Below are 19,975 nucleotides of genomic sequence, written 5' to 3' on the forward strand. Positions count from 1 at the left end.
GATAGGGGATATGGAACGTCACTCGGCTGCAGGAAAGGAGTCCCCGTGACCACGGTCCTTATTTGCGACGACCGGCGCAGTGTGCGTGAGGGTCTCACCCGCGTGATGTCGGCTGTCCCCGGGGTCAGCCGCATCGACTGCGTAGCGCACGGTGACGAGTTGTTGGCTCGCTTTTCCAGGCAGCCGGTCGACGTCGTACTGGTGGGAACCCAGCGCGCCGTCCCGACCGGGGTGGAAGCAACCCGTCGGCTCGTCTCCGCGAACCCGCAGGCAAACGTCATCGTGTTCGGAGCCCCCGACGACGCGGGCAGCATCGCCGCCGCGATCGCCGGTGGCGCCCGCGGCTACCTGAGGTGGGACGCGTCGCGCCCCGAGCTTGTGGCAGCCCTCGCGCACACGCTCGCCAGCACCTCCGTACCGGCACCGCGCCAGCCCTCCGACCCCGGCGTGCAGCTCACGGAGCGCGAGCTCCAGGTGCTGCGCGGCATGAGCCAGGGCAAGAGCAACGGTCAGATCGGCCGCGAGCTCTACCTGTCGGAGGACACGGTCAAGACGCACGCCCGCCGCTTGTTCCGCAAGCTGGGCGTCCGCGACCGCGCGCAGGCGGTGGCGCACGGCTTCCGGCGCGGTCTGGTGCAGTAGTCCAGGCCACAGCGTTGGGCTGAGTTCGCACGATCAGCCGCAATCCCCCAGCCCGGTGACGATGTCGCCGGGCTGCGGCCGTTCGGCGTGCCGGTTGTTCACTCGGTGTGTCCATGCCCCGTTGATGAACGGACGGCCCGCTGACCGGTACGGTGAGGGTTGCTGCTTCGAGTCGCCGTGAGTGACTCGTGTTGTTCCCTGCCGGTACGCCAACGAGTAACACCAGGGCTGTTGTCTGCGATGACCAACTTGGGGGACGGACTGGACGCCGAAGTGGGCGCGGCCGTCGACGGTGACCGCCGGGCGATCGAACGCCTGCTGGCCTCCATTCGTCCTCTGGTGGTGCGGTACTGCCGCGCCAGAGTTGGCAGGCAGGAGCGGAGCTTCGCTTCGGCGGACGATGTGGCCCAGGAGGTGTGTCTCGCGGTGCTCACGGCATTGCCCAGCTACCGCGACCAGGGTCGGCCCTTCCTCGCGTTCGTCTACGGGATCGCGGCGCACAAGGTCGCCGACGCACATCGGTCTGCCGCCAGGAACCGCTCGGAGCCCGTTCCCGAAGTTCCCGACGCGCCGGAGACCGGAGCTGGTCCTGAGCAACGGGCCCTTCAGGGCGAGCTCTCCGGCCGGATGGCGGTCCTGTTGCGCGTCCTGCCGGAGAAGCAGCGGGAGATCCTGCTGTTGAGGGTGGTGGTCGGACTCTCCGCCGAGGAAACTGCCGAGGCGGTCGGTTCGACGCCGGGTGCGGTCCGGGTGGCGCAACACCGTGCGCTGGCTCGGCTCCGCAAGTCGCTGGCAGCGGAGGAGGTGGTCTGAGTGGCCGACGAACACGGGAAGGACGACGAGGAAGTGCGCGGACAGGACGACAGAGCCCCGCACGAGCCCGTCGCAGACGATCTTTCGGCTGTACAGGCCGATGACCGGCTGCTGGACGCGCTGGGGTCCGCGACTCCGGGTGCGGCCGGCGCGCTGGTCGACGACGAGCTGAACGCGTTGCTGCTCGCGTGGCGGCACGAGGTGGAGACCGAGCCCTTCGGGGAGCTCGTCGACACCGAGACCGCCATCGCCACGATCCAGGCTGCCCGTCCGCAGCCGGTGAGCAGGCACCGCTTCCTGATCCCGCTGGCGAGCGCCGCGGCCGTGCTGGCCATCGCGTTCACCGGCGTGAGCCTCGTGGCCCGCGACGCCCAGCCGGGCGACGCGCTCTGGGGTCTCACCCGCGTGCTCTACTCCGAGCACGCGAAGTCGATCGAGGCCGCGGCCATCATCAACACCGACCTGGAGTCGGCCCGCCTCGCGCTGCGCGAGGGCAAGGTGACCGAGGCCCGCGAGAAGCTGAACAAGATCGAGGCCAGTCTGGGCTCCGTCAACACCGACGACGGCAAGGCCCAGCTGGAGGAGAAGCACAAGGAGCTCGAGAAGCAGCTGGGCACGAACACGTCGGTGACGTCACCCACGACGCCACCGCCCGTTGTGACCAAGCCGACCGAGACCAGCGCCAAGCCGACGACGCCGTCCTCGACGCCGACGACAGCGCCCTCGACCACCACGCCGCCCACGTCCCCGTCGTCGGAGACCCCTCCGCCGCCGGACCCGACGTCGAACGGCGAGGAACCCCCGCCGCCTCCGCCCGCACCGGGGGAGACCCAGGGTTCCAACGGGGTCACCAGCGTGAACGAGGGAACCGGAACCAACTGAGACGTGCTGTGAACGCCCCTGACTTCGCCGAGGTCAGGGGCGTTCACACGTCAGGTGGAATGGATTTCGGGTGACCCGGATGGGCCGTTCGGCGGCAGCCGGTCACCGGGAACCGCCGGAGGCGGACTGACCGGGCGCGACCAACGTCACCCCGCGACCTCGGTCACCTCGTCCGGGTGAAAAACCGGACATTCCGGGCAGAGGTCAGCGGGCCGACTCCGTCGCCGTCACCCCGTCCGCGTACCCGCGGCAGTACTCCCAGCTCACGTACGCGCCCGGATCCGGGTCGAACGCCGGCTCGTGCGGCCGCATCCGGCCGTCGGCGAGGAGCTGTTCGAGCGAGGCGCGCAGCAACGCCCAGTCGTGGAAGTGCGGTTCCTGGCACTCGCCGCAGTCCACGACGATGCCGCGAACGCCCCTGTGTTCGAGGAGGGCCTGGTAGACGGCCAGGTCGCTGAGGTCGCTGACCAGCTCGGCGCGTTCCTCGTCGTCCATCGGGTCGTGGTCGTGGTGGTCGGGCTCACCGAGAGCGCGCGCGGGGTCCTCGGGGTCGCCCGCGAAGGGGTCTGGTGGCAACGCGTCGTGCGGCACGACCCCGCACGGTACCCGCCGTACCCCGGGATACGTCCAGATACCATGGGCAGCACCGCCTCCGCCTGCGGAAACCGGACGCAGGGACGGGAGGTGCCGCACGACGGAAGGCAAGCCACCCGCCATGACCAGCGAGCTCAACGCTGACGGAGTCCCGAGCAAGTTCGCGATGCTGGGATTGACCTTCGACGACGTGCTCCTGCTGCCTGCCGAGTCGGACGTCGTCCCGAGCGGCGTCGACACGAGCACCAGGATCTCGCGCAACATCAGCCTCAAGGTTCCGCTGGCCAGTGCCGCCATGGACACCGTCACCGAGGGCCGGATGGCGATCTCGATGGCGCGGCAGGGCGGCATCGGCGTGCTGCACCGCAACCTCAGCATCGAGGACCAGGCCCGGCAGGCGGAGACCGTGAAGCGGTCCGAGGCCGGCATGGTCACCGACCCGGTCACGTGCTCGCCGGACGCCACGCTCGCCGAGGTGGACGCGCTGTGCGCGCGTTACCGGATCTCCGGCGTGCCGGTGACCGACTCGAACAACAAGCTGGTGGGCATCATCACGAACCGCGACATGCGGTTCGAGCTCGACCACTCCAAGAAGGTCAGCGAGGTCATGACCAACGGCCCGCTGGTCACGGCGCAGGTCGGCGTGTCGGCCGAGGCCGCGCTGGGGCTGCTGCGCCGGCACAAGGTCGAGAAGCTGCCGATCGTCGACGGTGACGGCAAGCTCAAGGGCCTGATCACGGTCAAGGACTTCGTGAAGACCGAGCAGTACCCGAACGCCACCAAGGACCCGGACGGCCGCCTGCTGTGCGCCGCCGCCGTGGGCGTGGGAGAGGACTCGTTCGTGCGCGCGATGACGCTCGCGGACGCCGGCGTGGACGTGCTGATGGTCGACACGGCGCACGGCCACTCGCGCGGCGTGCTGGAGATGGTCGCGCGCATCAAGAAGGAGCTCGGCGACTCGACGGACGTCGTCGGCGGCAACATCGCGACGCGGGCCGGCGCCCAAGCGCTGATCGACGCGGGCGCGGACGGCGTCAAGGTCGGTGTCGGGCCGGGCTCGATCTGCACCACGCGCGTCGTCGCGGGTGTCGGCGTGCCGCAGATCTCCGCGATCTACGAGGCGTCCCTCGCGTGCCGTCCGGCGGGTGTGCCGGTGATCGGCGACGGCGGCATCCAGTACTCCGGCGACATCGCGAAGGCCATCGCGGCCGGCGCGTCCGCCGTGATGCTCGGCTCGCTGCTCGCGGGCACCCAGGAGGCGCCCGGCGACCTGATCCTGGTCAACGGCAAGCAGTTCAAGACCTACCGCGGCATGGGCTCGCTGGCGGCGATGCAGTCGCGCGGCGAGAGCAAGTCGTTCTCGAAGGACCGCTACTTCCAGGACGACGTGCTCAACGAGGACAAGCTGGTCCCGGAGGGCATCGAGGGCCGCACGCCGTTCCGCGGCCCGCTGTCGCAGGTCGTGCACCAGCTCAACGGCGGTCTGCGCGCGGCGATGGGCTACACGGGCTCCCGCACGATCGCGGAGCTGCAGGACGCGCAGCTCGTGCGCATCACCGCGGCGGGGCTCAAGGAGTCGCACCCGCACGACATCACCATGACCGTCGAGGCCCCGAACTACACGACCCGTTAAGGTCTGTCGGCTGTTCGCTCAGGGGTGAGGTGCGTCCGCGGAAAGCGCGGACCACGCTCGCCCGCCGTGTTTTCTCTGGGGGCGGCCCCCAGACCCCCGGACGAAGGAGAACAACAGGTGCGCGATCTGGTCGAGATCGGCATGGGCCGGACCGCGAGGCGGGCCTACGAGCTGGACGACATCGAGATCATCCCGTCGCGTCGGACGAGGTCGTCGAAGGACGTCTCCACGACGTGGCAGATCGATGCCTACCGCTTCGACATCCCGCTGATCACCCACCCGACGGACGCGATCGTGTCGCCGGGCACGGCGGTCGCGATCGGCGAGCTGGGCGGACTCGGCGTGCTCAACGCCGAGGGCCTCTGGGCCCGCCACGGTGACGTGGACGAGGCGTTGTTCCGCCTCGTGCAGGCCACCGAGGACAGCGACGACCCGGCAGCGGCGGTCAAGGTGCTGCAGGAGCTGCACGCCGCCCCGCTGCGAATGGACCTCATCGCCGAGGCGATCAAGCAGATCCGCGAGTCGGGCGTCACGGTGGCGGCGCGGGTCAGCCCGCAGCGCGCCGCCGAGCTCACCCCGGACCTGCTGGCCGCGGGCGTCGAGATCCTGGTCGTGCAGGGCACGATCATCTCGGCCGAGCACGTGTCGCGCGACGGTGAGCCGCTGAACCTGAAGTCGTTCATCGCGGACCTCGACGTCCCGGTGATCGCCGGCGGTGTCGGCGACTACCGCACGGCCATGCACCTCATGCGCACCGGCGCGGCGGGCGTGATCGTCGGCTACGGCTACTCGCCCGGCGTCACGACCACGGACTCGGTGCTGGGCATCGGCGTGCCGATGGCCACGGCCATCTCGGACGCGGCGGCTGCCCGCCGCGACTACCTCGACGAGACCGGTGGCCGGTACGTGCACGTCATCGCCGACGGCGGCATGCAGACCTCCGGCGAGGTCGCGAAGGCCATCGCCTGCGGTGCGGACGCCGTGATGCTCGGCGAGCCGCTCGCCGCCGCGACCGAGGCACCCGGTCAGGGCCTGTACTGGACCGCGTCGTCGGCGCACCCGTCGGTGCCGCGCAGCCTCGTCGCCGAGGCCGTGGACCAGGAGCTCGACCTGCGCACCTTGCTGTTCGGGCCGTCGTCGGACCCGCGCGGCGTGACGAACCTGTTCGGCGCGCTCAAGAGGGCCATGGCGAAGACCGGTTACTCGGACCTCAAGGAGTTCCAGAAGGTCGGCTTGACCATCCGGGGCTAGTCGTCTGCTGCGGAAGGGCGCGTTCCGGTTGGGACGCGCCCTTCTGCTTTGCTGGGTCCCGTGCCGCTCGTCGAGATCACGTACGCCCCCCACATCCCCCACGCCCTGCTCAAGGACCTCGCCGCGACGCTCCCGCACGCCGTCTCGGTGGCGGTCGAATGCCCGGAGGAGCCCTACGACGGCAACCTCCAGCCCGGTGACGTCGAGTTGCGCTTCCGGCCGCGCGGACCGTTCGACTCGACCGGCATGGACATCGTCGTCGAGGTCAGGTCGAAGTGGTTCGAGAGCCGCGCGGCCAACCGGCAGGACCGGGTCGACGGTCTGTGCACGGCCGTCGTGAACGCCACCGGCCTGCTCGACGTGGGCGTCTACCTCAGCCTCCCGGTCGCGGCCTGGGCGCAGAGCTGATCTTGCAACCGAACCGGTGTCCCGTGCGTCCTGTAGTGCGTGGAACTGGATGCCCTGTTCGGCAAGGACAACAGCAGCGTCGACACGGTCGAGGAGCCCGAGGTCGACGAGGTGCAGGAGGAGACCGCTGACGAGAACAGCATCGGCTGGAAGGCCCTCGCGCTGTTCATCTGCGGTGGACTGGTGATCATGGCGTTGGTCGTGGCGTTCTCGGTGTGGGTCATCGAGGGCCTGGTCCTCTGACTCTGAATCGATGGGGGACTAGGCGTTACCCGAAGTAACGCCTACTCTCCGGTACATGGGTGAACTCGCCGGTAACTTCGACGTCGTCATCGTCGGCTCCGGGTTCGGCGGGAGCGTGGCCGCGCTCCGGCTGACCGAGAAGGGCTATCGCGTCGCCGTGCTCGAAGCCGGCCGTCGCTTCGCCGACGACGAGTTCGCCAAGACCAGCTGGGACCTGAAGAGGTACCTGTGGGCGCCGCAGCTCAGGTGCTTCGGAATCCAGCGCATCCACCTGCTGCGCAACGTGATGGTGCTGGCCGGGGCGGGCGTCGGCGGCGGCAGCCTGGTGTACGCGAACACGCTGTACCGGCCGCTCAAGCCGTTCTACGAGGACCGGCAGTGGGCGCACATCACCGACTGGCAGGCCGAGCTCGACCCGTTCTACGACCAGGCGAGCCGGATGCTGGGCGTGGTCACGAACCCGACCACGACACCGAGCGACGTCGTCATGCGGAAGGTCGCGAAGGACATGGGCGTCGAGGACAGCTACCACCCCACGCCCGTCGGCGTCTTCTTCGGCGAACCCGGCAAGCCGGCGGAGGACCCCTACTTCGGTGGTGCGGGACCGGCCAGGACCGGCTGCACCGAGTGCGGCAGCTGCATGTCCGGCTGCCGGGTCGGCGCCAAGAACACGCTGGTCAAGAACTACCTCTACCTCGCGGAACAGCTCGGGGCGAAGGTCTTCCCGCTGACCACGGTGACCGGGCTGAGCGAGTCCGGTGGCCGGTGGACGGTCCAGGCCAAGCAGACCGGTGGCCGCGCCAGGGCCACGTTCACCGCCGACCAGGTCGTGGTCGCGGCCGGCACCTGGGGCACGCAGCAGCTGCTCCACCGGGCCAGGGCCACCACGCTGCCGAAGATCTCGGCCAAGCTCGGCGAGCTCACCCGCACCAACTCCGAGGCGATCATCGGGGCCGGGCGGTACACCGTGGACCCGCAGAACGACTTCACCAGGGGTGTCGCGATCACGAGCTCGATCCACCCCGACGAGATCACGCACATCGAGCCCGTCCGGTACGGCAAGGGCAGCAACGCCATGGGCCTGCTGCAGACGCTCGCCACCGACGGCTCGGCGAGCGTGCCGAGGTGGCTGCAGTTCCTGCGCGAAGCGGTCAAGCACCCGCTCAAGCTGCTGCGGCTGCTCAGCGTGCACCGGTGGAGCGAGCGCACGGTGATCCTGCTGGTGATGCAGAGCCTCGACAACTCCATCACCACGTTCCTCAAGCGCGGCAAGCTCACCAGCGAGCAGGGCCACGGCGAGCCCAACCCGGCGTTCATCCCGGCCGGCCACCGGGCCAACCTGCTCGCGGCCGAGCACATCGACGGCATCGCCGGCGGCACCTGGGGCGAGCTGTTCAACATCCCGCTGACCGCGCACTTCATCGGCGGCTGCGCCATCTCCAGCACCCCGGCCGAGGGCGTGATCGACCCGTACCACCGGGTCCACGGCTACCCCGGTCTGTCCGTTGTGGACGGTGCGGCGATCAGCGCCAACCTCGGCGTGAACCCGTCGCTCACCATCACCGCGCAGGCGGAGCGGGCGTTCTCGCTCTGGCCGAACAAGGGCGAGCGGGACCAGCGGCCGGCGCAGGGCGAGCCGTACCGGCGGATCAACCCGGCGAAGCCGCGCACCCCTGCGGTTCCCGAGCAGGCCCCGGCCGCGCTGCGGTTGCCGATCGTGGAGGTGTCCTGACCTCGATCACTTTGGCTACCGTGGAGGCATGGCCAAGAAGCCGTTCGCTTCCAGCGCGGACCTCGCCGACAAGGACGAGGTCTTCGTCGAGCTCGCCGAGGGCGTCTACACCCTGACCGCCGAAGGCGACCCCAACGTCGGTGCGATCGAGGCCGACGACTTCCTGATCTGCTTCGAGGCGCGCGCCACCCCCGCGGCCGCGCGCCGCTGGCTCGCGACCCTGCGCAAGCACACGAGGAAACCGGTCCGCTACCTCGTGCTGAGCCACTACCACGCCGTCCGCACGCTGGGCGCCAGCGCGTTCGACGCGCAGGAGGTCGTGGCGCACGAGATGACGCGGGTCCTGATCGCCGAACGCGGCCGGCAGGACTGGGAGAGCGAGTACGGCCGCATGCCGCGGCTGTTCGAGCAGCCGGCCGAGATCCCCGGCCTGACCTGGCCGACGCTCACGTTCTCCGACCGCATGACCATCCCGCTCGGCGGCGAACGCGGCGACCTCGTGCTGCAGCACCTGGGCCGCGGCCACACCGCGGGCGACGTCGTGGCGTGGCTGCCGCAGCAGCGCATCCTCTTCGCGGGCGACCTGGTCGAGTCGCAGGCCGCGCTCTACACCGGTGACGCGTTCCACGACGAGTGGGCGACGTCCACTTTGGACAACGTGGAGGACCTCGGCGCCGAGGTCCTGGTGGGTGGCCGCGGCAAGGTGGCCCGCGACCGGATCGAGGTCGAGGCCGCGATCGCGCAGAGCCGGCACTTCCTGGACGAGCTGCGCCGCACGGTCGGCGGGGTGCACGCCGAGGGCGGCACGCTCAAGCAGGCCTTCGAGCTGGCCCGCGAGACCCTGGCGCCCCGGTACGGCCGCTGGCCGATCTTCGAGCACTGCCTGCCGTTCGACGTGCAGCGCTACTGGGACGAGTGCGACGGCAAGGACTGGCCGGAGATCTGGACCGCGCGCCGCGACCGCGCCGTCTGGGACACCCTGCAATGACCGTGCTGGTCGTCGGTGCGGGCCCGGTCGGGCTCACGGCGGCGCTGCTGCTGGCCCGCGCCGGCGTGCCCAGCGTGGTGCTGGAGAAGGCCACCGAGCGGTCCCGCGTGGGCAGCCGGTCGATCTGCGTGCAGCGCGACGTGCTGGAGGTCCTCGAACGGGTCGGCGCCGGGCAGGCCGTGGCCGACGCCGGCGTCACCTGGTACACCGGCCGGACCTACCACCGCGACCGCGAGGTGGCGACCCTGACCTTCCCGGCGGCAGCGGGCTTCCCGCCGTTCGTGAACACCCCGCAGACCGTCGTCGAGCGCATCCTGGAGGAGCGGGTCCGCGCCGAGCCGTTGGTCGAGCTGCGCTACGGCCACGAGGTCACCGGCCTGACCTGGGACGCCGACGGTGTGTCCACATCGGACGGAATCGCCGGCACCCACTGCATCGCCGCGGACGGCGCGCACTCGACCGTGCGGCGGCTGCTCGGCGTGCCGTTCGAGGGTTTCTCGTTCGACGACCGGTTCATCATCGCCGACGTGCGCGTCGACCTGGACTTCCCGGCACCGGAACGCCGCTTCTACTTCGACCCGCCGTGGAACCCAGGCCGCCAGGTGCTGCTGCACCCGCAACCGGACGGCGTGTGGCGGATCGACTGGCAGGTCGCCGAGGACGTCGAGCTCACCGACGACCACCTCCGCGCGATCGTCGGCGACAAGCCGTACGAGGTCGTCTGGCAGTCCACGTACCGCTTCCACCAGCGGCGAGCGGCGACGTTCCGCGTCGGCCGGGTCCTGCTCGCGGGCGACGCGGCGCACGTCATGAGCCCGTTCGGCGCGCGCGGCCTGAACTCGGGGATCTGCGACGCGGACAACGCGGCGTGGAAGATCGCCGCTGACCGCAACGGCGAGGCCGGGCCGGGTCTCTTGCGGTCCTACGACGTCGAACGCGGTGCCGCCGCCGACGAGAACCTGCGCATCACCGGCGCCACCATGCGCTTCCTGGTGCCGGGCAACGACGACGAGCGCGCGCAACGGCAGCGTGCGCTGGAGTCCGGCGAGGGCATCGACTCGGGCAAGCTGTTCACCCCGTTCGCCTACACCGACTCCCCGCTGACCACGGATGGCGGCGAGCTGATCGCGGGATCTCGCGTGGCCGGACCGGGGTTCCTGGTGCGGGACGGCCGCCTGATCAGGCCGGACGGTCACGTCGCCGGCACCGCGGCGAGCGATGAGGTGACGCGTCGCGCGCTGGGCTGGTGAACTGGACCACATGGGGATGAGCAGAAGGACTTTCTTACGGGGAACCGGATTAGCGGTCGCGGGCATGGGGATCGGTGGCACCGCCGCGGCGGACACGGACTGGGGGAGACTGCGGCGCAGGCTGGGCGACCGGCTCGTCCTGCCGCAGGACACCGGCTACGACGCGCTGCGGCTGCCGTTCAACACGGTCTACGCCCACCGCAGGCCGGCCGCGATCGCCCGGTGCGTGCGGACCGAGGACGTGCAGGCGTGCCTGGACTTCGCCTCGCACCAGGGCATCCCGGTCGCCGCCCGCAGCGGCAGGCACAGCTACGCGGGCTACTCGGTGCCGGAGAACGGCCTCGTCGTCGACGTGAGCGCGTTGAACGACGTGCGCTTCCGCGGCACCGACGTGCGGGTCGGCAGCGGCACCCGGCTCGGCGACTTCTACGAGACCATCGGCGCACGTGGCCGCGCGGTGCCGGGTGGCACCTGCAAGTCCGTCGGCATCAGCGGTCTCACGCTCGGCGGCGGCATCGGCGTGATCGGCCGCAAGTACGGTCTGACCTGCGACAACCTGCTCAGCGCGCGGATCGTCACGCCGGACGGCTGCGTGCGCACGGCGTCCGCGGACTCCGAGCCCGGCCTGTTCTGGGCGCTGCGCGGCGGTGGCGGCGGCAACTTCGGCATCGTCACGTCGTTCACCTTCCGCAGCGTGCCCGCGCCGGACATCACCCGCTTCCTGCTGCTGTACCCGGACGGCGCGACCGCCGACGTGGTCGACGCGTGGCAGGAGTGGTTCGCCGACGCCCCGGACGAGCTGTGGGCGATCTGCGAGACGCTCTCCGGCACGCCCACCAGCACCGCGGTCGGCGGCACCTACCTCGGTCCCGCGAAGGACCTGCACCCGTTGCTCGACCGGATGCCGAAGGGCACGCAGCGGGTCGTCGAGGAGCTGACCTACCTGGAGGCCATGCGGTTCTACGCGGGCGGCGACGAGACCGGTGCCGCGTTCGTGGCGTCGTCGCGGATGGCCTACGAGCACGTGCCCGGCTCCCGCGTCGACGAGCTGCTGCGGGGCGGCAGCCGGTACCGCATCCAGTTCGACTCGTTCGGCGGCGCGCTCGGCCGGGTCGCACCGGACGCGACCGCGTTCCCGCACCGGCGGGCCAAGGCCAGTGCCCAGTGCTACGTCAACGTCGTGGACGGCCGCACCGAGGCGGAGGGCCGGCGGATCCTGGCGTCGTTGCGCGACGGGCTCGGCACCGGCACCACCGGGTACGTCAACTACGTGGACCCGGAGATGCCGGACTGGGCGAGGGCCTACTACGGCCGCAACCTCCCGCGGTTGCGGGAGGTGCGCCGCCGCTACGACCCCGACCGGGTGCTCGCGTTCGCCCAGGGGCTGTAGCGCGATCCCGTGCCTAGATCTGAACTCCGGTCAGGACGGTCACCCGTTCCTCGGTGAAGTCCTCCATCGCCGACCGGACGCCCTCGCGCCCGGTGCCCGAGCCCTTCACGCCGCCGTAGGGCATCTGGTCGGCGCGGTAGGACGGCACGTCACCGATGATCACGCCGCCGACCTCCAGCTCGGCCGCCGCCTCGAACGCGACCTGCACGTCACGGGTGAACACCCCGGCCTGCAGCCCGTACTTCGAGTCGTTGACCTGCGCGAACGCCTCCTCGACGCCGTCGACCACGGACACCACCAGCACCGGCCCGAAGACCTCCTCGCGCCACACCTTCGCGTCCAGAGGCACGTCGGTCAGCACGGTCGGCTCGACCGTCGCGCCGGTGCGCTTGCCGCCGGTGAGCACCTTGGCGCCCGCGTCGGCGGCCATCAGCACCCACTCCTCGACGCGGCGCGCGTTGTCCTCGTCGATCAGCGGCCCGACCTCGACCTCGGGATCGTGCGGGTCGCCGGTCCGCAGCGCGGCGACCTTCTCGACGAGCTTCGGCACGAACTCCCCGGCCACCGACCGGTCCACGACCACCCGCTGCACCGCGATGCACGACTGCCCGGCCTGGTAGTTGCCGAACGTCGCGATCCGCTGCGCCGCGAAGTCCAGGTCCGTCCAATCAGGACAGACGACGGCGGCGGCGTTGCTGCCCAGCTCCATCACGACGTGCTTGCGCGGCGCGGAGTCCATCAGCGACCAGCCGACCTTCGTCGACCCGGTGAAGGAGATGACGGGCAGCCGTTCGTCGGTGACGAGCTTCTCCATGTCCTTGCCCCGCACCGGGAGCACGGAGAACGCGCCCTCCGGCAGGTCGGTCTGGGCGAGGACCTCGCCCAGCAGCAACGCGCTCAGCGGCGTGGCCGAGGCGGGTTTCACAACCACCGGCGCACCCACCGCGAGCGCCGGCGCGACCTTGTGCGCCACCAGGTTGAGCGGGAAGTTGAACGGTGCCACCGCCAGCACGGGACCGCGCGGCACGTGGCGCACGATCGCCATCCGGCCCTCGCCGCCCGCGTCGGTGTCCAGCCGCTGCACCTCGCCGCTGAACCGGCGGGCCTCCTCGGCGGCGAACCGGAACGTGTTCACCGCGCGCTGGACCTCGACCTCGGCCCACTTGAGCGGTTTGCCGTTCTCGGCGGTGATCGTCTCGGCGATCTCCTCCGCGCGGTCGGTCAGGGCCTGCGCGACCTGCTGCAACGCGGTCGCGCGCACGTGCGCCGGTGTTCTGCGGAACTCGCGGGCCACGGCGTGGGCAGCGGCGACGGCACGTTCCACCTGGTCAGGGCTCGGCACGGCGACCGAGGCCACCTCGGTGCCGTCGAACGGGTGGAACACACCCAGCGCCTGCTCGCCCTGTTCGGGACGGCCGGCGATCCAGCACGGCCTCGGTTGTGGCGTGAACGCGTCCATGGGCTCACGGTAGGCCCTGACCGCCGGTTGGCACCCGCTGAGCGCGCGACTGCCTTCGGGGTCCGCCCGCGTGGCCAACCTCACCGGGGACCGCAACCCGTTCCCACGTCTGGTGGTCCGGTCTCGAACACCTGGTCAACCCGGCCACCGGTAGGCGCCCGACCTGCGGCGCATGACATCCTTAGGCCGTGTCCGACACCAGCAACCGCCCTGTTCTCGTCGTCGACTTCGGCGCCCAGTACGCGCAGCTGATCGCCCGCCGCGTCCGCGAGGCCCAGGTCTACTCCGAGGTGGTCCCGCACACCGCGACGGTGAGCGAGATCCTCGACAAGAACCCGTTGGCCATCGTGCTGTCCGGTGGCCCGTCGAGCGTCTACGAAGAGGGCGCGCCGCAGGTCGACGCCAAGCTGTTCGAGACCGGTGTCCCGGTCTTCGGCATCTGCTACGGCTTCCAGGCGATGGCCCGCGCCCTCGGCGGCGAGGTCGCGCACACCGGCACCCGCGAGTACGGCCGCACCGACCTCGGCGTCACCGCGGAGGCGGGCGCGCTGCACACGGAGCTGCCCGCGAGCCACCCGGTGTGGATGAGCCACGGCGACGCCGTCACCAAGGCCCCCGAGGGCTTCACGGTCACCGCGACCAGCGAGGGCGCCCCGGTCGCCGCGTTCGAGGACACCGAACGCCGGTTCGCCGGTGTGCAGTACCACCCGGAGGTGCACCACTCGCCGCACGGCCAGGAGGTGCTGCGCCGGTTCCTGCACGACATCGCCGGCCTGCGCCCGCAGTGGACCACCTCGTCCATCGTGGACGAGCAGGTCGCCCGCATCCGCGAGCAGATCGGTGACGGCAAGGCCATCTGCGGCCTGTCCGGCGGCGTCGACTCCGCCGTGGCCGCCGCCCTGGTCCAGCGCGCCATCGGCGACCGCCTCACCTGCGTCTTCGTCGACCACGGCCTGCTGCGCTCCGGCGAGCGCGCCCAGGTCGAGCGCGACTACGTGGCCGCGACGGGCATCAACCTGGTGACCGTCGACGCCCGCGAGCGGTTCCTGACCGCCCTGGCCGGCGTCACGGACCCGGAGGAGAAGCGCAAGATCATCGGCCGCGAGTTCATCCGCGTGTTCGAACAGGCCGAGCGCGACCTCAAGGCCGAGGGCGACTACCGCTTCCTCGTCCAGGGCACCCTCTACCCCGACGTCGTCGAGTCCGGCGGCGGCGCGGGCACCGCGAACATCAAGTCGCACCACAACGTCGGCGGCCTGCCGGACGACCTGCAGTTCGAGCTGGTCGAACCGCTGCGCGCGCTGTTCAAGGACGAGGTCCGCCGCGTCGGCACCGAGCTCGGCCTGCCCGAGACCATCGTGCAGCGCCAGCCGTTCCCCGGCCCCGGCCTCGGCATCCGCATCATCGGCGAGGTCACCCAGGACCGCCTCGACACCCTGCGCCAGGCCGACGCCATCGCCCGCGAGGAACTCACCGCGGCAGGCCTCGACCGGCAGATCTGGCAGTGCCCGGTCGTGCTGCTCGCGGACGTCCGCAGCGTCGGCGTCCAGGGCGACGGCCGCACCTACGGCCACCCGGTCGTGCTGCGCCCGGTGTCGTCCGAGGACGCCATGACCGCCGACTGGACCCGCCTGCCCTACGAGGTGCTGGAGCGGATCTCCACCCGGATCACCAACGAGGTGGCGGAGGTCAACCGTGTGGTGCTCGACGTGACGTCGAAGCCGCCGGGCACCATCGAGTGGGAGTGACCACGTGACGAGGCCCCCGGCAGGACGCCGGGGGCCTCGTCCGTTCGATCAGCGCTGCCGGTGCCGGAGAAAACTGGAGTCGACCGCGACCGGTCCGGTCAACCGCCACGCGCCCCGCTCGAAAGCGAGGTTGCCGGTCACCGTGAACGGCAGTCTGTTGGTGTGGGCGAAGATCGCCCAGCCGTAGTCGTCCCCGCTCAACGGGATGTGGATCTTTCGTGTGCGCCCCCGGACCTCGGCGCTCAGCACGATCGTCGTTTCCTCCTGGTCGTCGCCGCTCGACTCCTCCCTCGTCAGCGAGCGGACCTGGCCGACGAGTGTCTCGGTGCTCGGCGGTTCCTCACGGCGCACCAGACGTTCCCGAACACGCGGCAGCCCCGCGATCGCATCGCGGTTGATCACGATGCGGGAGGAGGGGACCTCCGGCGGCGGCGCGCTCGCCGCCCAGTCGAACGAGAGGTCCAGTTCGCGCAGGGTGTCCGACTCCGTCAGGTCTTGGAGCGACTCCACGAGGTTGGCGCTGAGTCCCTGTTCCGCGGCACGTTCGACCGCACCGGGGTTCCAGCTCAGCGAGAGGTCCCTGGCCGCGTGCAGACCCGTGGCGAGCGTTTCCATCACGCGGCGCTGGAAGGGGCCCTCCGGGCCGTCCTCGTGATCGGGCAGCGGATCTCCGAGCCGGGTGACGACCGTGAAGACGAAACTGCCGCGCTTGGTGTGCCCGAGCCGGATGTCGTCGTCCAGGAAGTCGTTCACCGTGCTGGAGCGGCGGCCTCGGTGGGAATGCGTCGGATCGTCGGCCGAGGTGGCAGCGGCCTTCATCATCTTGAACAGGCCGTCAAGGGTTCTCTCCGCCTGTTTGAACGGCAGCGTTCCGTCGATCATGATCTGGTCGAACCGGACGAAGAACAGGTCGGCACGGGTCGCCGTGATCCGCTCGGCCAGCCGCTGCGGATCCCAGTCGTACACGGTGGCCAACGACCGGAGGGTGTCGCGGAAGCGCTGGGCGAAGTCGACGAAGTCCGTTGCCAGGGGAAGCATCACCCGTGCTCGGTCGTGGAGGCGCCAGATCTGCCGGACGTCGGGAACCTGTGCTTCGAGTTGCCAGTCGTTGGCAGCGAGGTACTGCTGCACCGCCAGCGGGTGGAGGCTTTCGGCGAGTTCGCGGTAGTCGTCGAGTGACGGGCTGCTCACCAGGTCGTCCATGTGGAGTGTGTGTCGCGAAGCCGGTCGTGCTGCGTGGTGCACTTGAGCTGGAGCTCGAACTCCGGGCAGTAGTACTTCACGTACTCGGTCGACGACGAGATGGTGATGTCGACGCCGTCGTAGTCGGTTGCGTGCCACTTGATCGAACAGCCGGCCGCAGCAGCGATCATCTTCACGAAAGCGAGACCGAACTGCTCCTGACGAGCTGTGAACGGCAAGCCTTCGTCAAGTGGTGCTTCCGCGCTGCCGCTTCCGTCGGCCATGGGCTCCCTCCTCGTGGCGGCGAACTGGCAGCACCACAGGGAGCGGCCGGTCCGACGCAGGGAGGAATCGATCTTCGTCACCCGGAAGCGTGACGAGGCCCCCGGCAGGACGCCGGGGGCCTCTCGCGTTCGGTCAGCGCTGCCGCCGGCGCAGTGAGTTGGTCAGCAGGACCACACCCACCAGGATCGCCGTCCCTCCCAGCGCCCACCGGAAGTCGAACCAGAACCGCCCGTCGCTCAGCACGTAGGCCGCTGTCAGCAGCCCGCCGATGCCGAACACCAGGCCCACCACGTCGATCCGGCGGCGCACGGCCTGTCCGGAAGTCTGCTCAGCCACGGAGCACCCTCACCTCTCCGACGCTCGTGCGAACGTCCAGGTCGATCTTCAAGCCGCCTTCGCCGTCGTCGCCGAGGTCCTTGCCCTCGACCTGCACGGCACCGCCCTCCGCCTTGCGGTCGAGGCAGTCGAGCTCACCGATGGACGTGGCGTCGCAGGTGAACGTGACGTCGGCGGTCTTCGGCACGTGCACGACGACCTCGCCCAGGTCGGCGTTCACGGCGGTCTGCACCGAACCGGAGTCCGGCAGTTCGCGCAGGTCCAGCAGCACGCTGCCGACGCCGATCGAGTACTTCGCCTGCACCTCGTCGAGCGTCTTGGGCGTGGGGGAGATGCTGCTGACCGTGGTGGGGCCGTCGAAGTCGACGGCGGTCACGCCGAAGCCGACCACCGCCAGCGGGACCAGCAGCCACACCAGGCCGCGACCGCCGCCGGTGAAGGCACCGACCAGCAGACCGGCCGCCAGCACGGCGATCGCCAGGCCGATGACGTGCGGCGCGGTGAACCACGGCACGACCGGGGCCGCGATGGCGGAGCCGGCGACCACCAGCATCATCACGCCCAGGGTCGCCAGGCCGATCCGCGGCTTGCGCGGGCGCGGTGCGGGGGGCGGGGCCGGGGCGGGTGCCGGTTCGGGCAGGTCCCACGCGAACGGGGCGGCGCCCAGCGGGTCCCAGGCCGGTGCCCCCGGCACCGGTGGCACCGGCGGTGGTTCGGCCAGCGTCGTCGCCGGCTGCAGGTGTCCCCGGTTCTTCTGCAGCAGGTACACGCCACCGACCGCCGCCGCCAGCGTCACGACGACCTGGAAGCCGCCGCTGCCGAACGTGAAGGCGAGCGCCGGGAACATGAGGATGCCGAGGAACAGCGTCTTGGCCGGCGGCATCTCGCTCTGTCCCTTGTGGACCAGCGCCTCCAGCGGCGACACCGCGTCGCCCTCCTCCGGCAGCACCAGCCAGCCCGCGAGGTACAGCGGCAGGCCGACGCCGCCCGACAACGCGAGCGCGACGAAGGCGATCCGCACGATCACCGGGTCGATCTGGTAGCGCAGGGCGATGCCGGTGGCGACGCCGCCGAGCTTCCGCCCTGCACGGGGCCGCACCGGCCGGTGGGCCCAGAACTCCCTGAGCGTGTCCGCCACGCCCTGCATTGCCTTCTCAGTCCCGCTCACGACGACAAGGTTGCGCTGCCGGAGCGCGAACCACATCAGGGAGCAGCCCTGATTCCGCGAACCGGGGTCATCCCTGATGAACAACCCGCCGGGACGTGTGACGATCAGGTGGTGAGTGCAGGGATCGAGCCGATGCGCCGCCGCCGCACCGGCCGGGTGATCGCGGGCGTCGCGAGCGGGCTGGCGAACCACCTGGGTGCACCCGTCTTCTGGGTGCGCCTGGTGTTCGCCGTCTTCGCCGCGTTCAGCGGTGTAGGGATCATCGCCTACGCGCTGCTGTGGATGTTCGTCCCGCAGTCGCCGGTGGCGGAGCCCGAGACCGAGCAGGACCGCAAGGAGTGGCAGCAGGCAGTGGGGCTCGCGGCCGTCGGCATCGGCGTCGCGGTCTTCACCGGCCTGATCAACGGCGGTGCGAGCGGCTGGAGCGGCTGGATCACCGGCCCGATCGCCGTGGCGCTCGTGGGTGCCGCCGTCGTGTGGCGGGAGGCCGACGAGGCCCAGCGGCGCCGGTGGCGCGACGGGGCGATGGCCCAGGGGAAGACGGGGATCGTGCGGACGCTGGCGGGTGGTGCCCTGGTCGTGGCGGGGGTCGCCGCGTTCCTGGTCGCCAACGACTCCCTCCAGAACCTCTCCACGGTCGTGCTCTCCGTGCTCGCGACCCTGATCGGCGTCGCCGTGCTCACCGTGCCGCTGTGGATGCGGCTGGTGCGCGACCTGGACTCCGAGCGCCGGGCCCGCATCCGCACCGAGGAACGCGCCGAGATCGCCGCCCACCTGCACGACTCCGTGCTGCAAACGCTTGCGCTCATCCAGAAGCAGGCCGAGTCGTCACGCGAGGTCAAGCGCCTGGCCCGCAGCCAGGAACGGGAGCTGCGCAGCTGGCTCTACGGCCGTGAGGTGGGCGAACAGCCGCAGACGGTCAGCGTGGCCATCGCCCAGGCCTGCGCCGAGGTGGAGGACGACTTCGCCATCGCCGTGCAGCAGGTCGTGGTCGGCGACTGCGAGCTGGAGGACGGGCTGATCCCGCTGGTGCAGGCGGCGCGGGAAGCGATCGTCAACGCGGCCAAGCACGCGGGCGTGGCCGAGGTCAGCGTGTACGCGGAGGTGGAACCCGAAAAGGTGACGGTGTTCGTGCGCGACCGGGGCAAGGGCTTCGACCCCGACACCGTGCCGGAGGACCGGCATGGCCTCGCCGGCAGCATCCGGGGGAGGATGAGCAGGCACGGTGGCGAGGCGCGGCTGCGGACCGCGCCCGGTGAGGGGACCGAGGTGCAGCTCGAGATGCCGAGGAAGACGGAGGCCAGGACATGAGCGTCAGGGTGTTCCTGGTGGACGACCACGCGTTGTTCCGCGCGGGGGTGCGTGCCGAGCTCGACACGATCACCGACGAGGTCGAGGTGGTCGGCGAGGCGGGCGGCGTCGGCGAAGCGGTCGCGGGCATCGCCCACCTCAAGCCGGACGTCGTGCTGCTCGACGTGCACATGCCCGACGGCGGCGGCGCCGAGGTGCTGCGGCAGATCCGGACCAAGATCCCCGAGGTCACGTTCCTCGCGCTGTCGGTCTCGGACGCCGCCGAGGACGTCATCAACGTCATCCGCGCCGGTGCGCGCGGGTACGTCACCAAGACGATCTCCAGCCAGGAGCTGGTCAAGGCGGTCGTGCGGGTCAGCGAGGGCGACGCGGTGTTCTCCCCGCGCCTCGCCGGGTTCGTCCTGGACGCGTTCGCCGACCGGCCGGGTGCCGCGCCGATCAGCGACCCCGAGCTCGACCTGCTGACCCCCAGGGAACGCGACGTCCTGCGGCTGCTGGCCCGTGGCTACGCTTACAAGGAAATCGCGTCCGAGCTGTTCATCAGCGTGAAGACGGTGGAGACGCACGTGTCGAGCGTCCTGCGGAAGACCCAGCTCTCCAACCGGTACGAGCTCTCCCGCTGGGCCACCGACCGCCGACTGGTCTGAAGGGTTCCCGGGG

The 19,975-nt window shown here is 70.7% G+C and carries 20 protein-coding genes; 14 read left to right on the plus strand and 6 right to left on the minus strand.

Translation table 11 applies throughout. The features are described from left to right. The first annotated feature begins 45 nt into the window (after positions 1-45). From ACVDFE_RS09435 to ACVDFE_RS09445, 3 genes are all read left to right on the plus strand, one after another. Positions 46-642 carry a response regulator transcription factor gene (locus ACVDFE_RS09435; protein ID WP_030471988.1) on the plus strand — a complete coding sequence of 199 codons (597 nt, stop codon included), beginning with the start codon at positions 46-48 and terminating at the stop codon, positions 640-642. A gap of 240 nt (positions 643-882) precedes the next feature. Next, positions 883-1,455 (plus strand): sigma-70 family RNA polymerase sigma factor, encoded by a 573-nt coding sequence (locus ACVDFE_RS09440; RefSeq protein ID WP_360396063.1) that lies wholly within the window; start codon positions 883-885, stop codon positions 1,453-1,455. Continuing rightward, a complete protein-coding gene (locus tag ACVDFE_RS09445; protein WP_360395810.1) occupies positions 1,456-2,337 on the plus strand; it encodes an anti-sigma-D factor RsdA in 882 nt (293 codons plus the stop codon). Between the two features lie 204 nt (positions 2,338-2,541). Here the strand turns inward: ACVDFE_RS09445 and ACVDFE_RS09450 are convergent, their stop codons facing one another. After that, positions 2,542-2,928, minus strand: coding sequence for a DUF5319 domain-containing protein (locus tag ACVDFE_RS09450; protein WP_360395812.1), 387 nt, complete (start codon positions 2,926-2,928; stop codon positions 2,542-2,544). Positions 2,929-3,052: 124 nt separating this feature from the next. Between ACVDFE_RS09450 and guaB the strand changes: the two genes are divergently transcribed. The 8 genes from guaB (at position 3,053) to ACVDFE_RS09490 (ending at position 11,826) form a co-directional block, all read left to right on the plus strand. Then, complete coding sequence (guaB, locus tag ACVDFE_RS09455) at positions 3,053-4,564, plus strand: IMP dehydrogenase (protein ID WP_458430204.1); 1,512 nt, start codon at positions 3,053-3,055, stop codon at positions 4,562-4,564. A gap of 117 nt (positions 4,565-4,681) precedes the next feature. After that, a complete protein-coding gene (locus ACVDFE_RS09460; RefSeq protein ID WP_360395816.1) occupies positions 4,682-5,815 on the plus strand; it encodes a GuaB3 family IMP dehydrogenase-related protein in 1,134 nt (377 codons plus the stop codon). 60 nt (positions 5,816-5,875) lie between these two features. Then, complete coding sequence (locus ACVDFE_RS09465; protein ID WP_360395818.1) at positions 5,876-6,223, plus strand: hypothetical protein; 348 nt, start codon at positions 5,876-5,878, stop codon at positions 6,221-6,223. 39 nt (positions 6,224-6,262) lie between these two features. Continuing rightward, the gene (locus ACVDFE_RS09470; RefSeq protein ID WP_360395820.1) at positions 6,263-6,466 is read left to right on the plus strand and encodes a hypothetical protein; all 204 of its coding nucleotides are present in this window, start codon (positions 6,263-6,265) and stop codon (positions 6,464-6,466) included. A 55-nt stretch (positions 6,467-6,521) separates the two neighbouring features. Beyond that, positions 6,522-8,198, plus strand: a complete 1,677-nt coding sequence (locus ACVDFE_RS09475; RefSeq protein WP_360395822.1) for a GMC family oxidoreductase — start codon at positions 6,522-6,524, stop codon at positions 8,196-8,198. A 28-nt stretch (positions 8,199-8,226) separates the two neighbouring features. Then, positions 8,227-9,186, plus strand: coding sequence for an MBL fold metallo-hydrolase (locus tag ACVDFE_RS09480; RefSeq protein ID WP_458430205.1), 960 nt, complete (start codon positions 8,227-8,229; stop codon positions 9,184-9,186). Beyond that, a complete protein-coding gene (locus tag ACVDFE_RS09485) occupies positions 9,183-10,436 on the plus strand; it encodes an FAD-dependent monooxygenase (RefSeq protein WP_458430206.1) in 1,254 nt (417 codons plus the stop codon). The genes ACVDFE_RS09480 and ACVDFE_RS09485 overlap by 4 nt, the downstream gene beginning before the upstream one ends. Positions 10,437-10,500: 64 nt before the next feature. Further along, on the plus strand, positions 10,501-11,826 hold the full coding sequence (locus ACVDFE_RS09490; RefSeq protein WP_458430207.1) for an FAD-binding oxidoreductase: 1,326 nt from the start codon (positions 10,501-10,503) through the stop codon (positions 11,824-11,826). A gap of 13 nt (positions 11,827-11,839) precedes the next feature. On the opposite strand, the gene ACVDFE_RS09495 is transcribed toward ACVDFE_RS09490, so the two are convergent. Then, the gene (locus tag ACVDFE_RS09495) at positions 11,840-13,285 is read right to left on the minus strand and encodes an aldehyde dehydrogenase family protein (RefSeq protein ID WP_458430208.1); all 1,446 of its coding nucleotides are present in this window, start codon (positions 13,283-13,285) and stop codon (positions 11,840-11,842) included. A gap of 188 nt (positions 13,286-13,473) precedes the next feature. On the opposite strand from ACVDFE_RS09495, the gene guaA reads away from it, so the two are divergent. After that, positions 13,474-15,033: a glutamine-hydrolyzing GMP synthase gene (guaA, locus tag ACVDFE_RS09500; protein ID WP_360395832.1), complete on the plus strand. Its 1,560-nt coding sequence runs from the start codon at positions 13,474-13,476 to the stop codon at positions 15,031-15,033. A 48-nt stretch (positions 15,034-15,081) separates the two neighbouring features. Here guaA and ACVDFE_RS09505 read toward each other — a convergent pair whose 3' ends face one another. From ACVDFE_RS09505 to ACVDFE_RS09520, 4 genes are all read right to left on the minus strand, one after another. Next, positions 15,082-16,236 (minus strand): hypothetical protein, encoded by a 1,155-nt coding sequence (locus tag ACVDFE_RS09505; protein WP_458430209.1) that lies wholly within the window; start codon positions 16,234-16,236, stop codon positions 15,082-15,084. After that, positions 16,221-16,499, minus strand: a complete 279-nt coding sequence (locus tag ACVDFE_RS09510) for a DUF4365 domain-containing protein (RefSeq protein WP_458430210.1) — start codon at positions 16,497-16,499, stop codon at positions 16,221-16,223. Before ACVDFE_RS09510 ends, ACVDFE_RS09505 begins: the two co-directional genes overlap by 16 nt. A 133-nt stretch (positions 16,500-16,632) precedes the next feature. Then, positions 16,633-16,836 carry a hypothetical protein gene (locus ACVDFE_RS09515; RefSeq protein WP_360395838.1) on the minus strand — a complete coding sequence of 68 codons (204 nt, stop codon included), beginning with the start codon at positions 16,834-16,836 and terminating at the stop codon, positions 16,633-16,635. Continuing rightward, the gene (locus ACVDFE_RS09520) at positions 16,829-18,004 is read right to left on the minus strand and encodes a PspC domain-containing protein (protein WP_360395839.1); all 1,176 of its coding nucleotides are present in this window, start codon (positions 18,002-18,004) and stop codon (positions 16,829-16,831) included. The genes ACVDFE_RS09515 and ACVDFE_RS09520 overlap by 8 nt, the downstream gene beginning before the upstream one ends. Before the next feature lie 69 nt (positions 18,005-18,073). On the opposite strand from ACVDFE_RS09520, the gene ACVDFE_RS09525 reads away from it, so the two are divergent. Next, a complete protein-coding gene (locus tag ACVDFE_RS09525) occupies positions 18,074-19,315 on the plus strand; it encodes an ATP-binding protein (protein WP_458434299.1) in 1,242 nt (413 codons plus the stop codon). Continuing rightward, a complete protein-coding gene (locus ACVDFE_RS09530) occupies positions 19,312-19,962 on the plus strand; it encodes a response regulator transcription factor (protein WP_360395841.1) in 651 nt (216 codons plus the stop codon). The genes ACVDFE_RS09525 and ACVDFE_RS09530 overlap by 4 nt, the downstream gene beginning before the upstream one ends. The last annotated feature ends 13 nt before the right edge of the window (positions 19,963-19,975 follow it).

It is taken from the genome of Lentzea chajnantorensis (genome assembly GCF_054300775.1).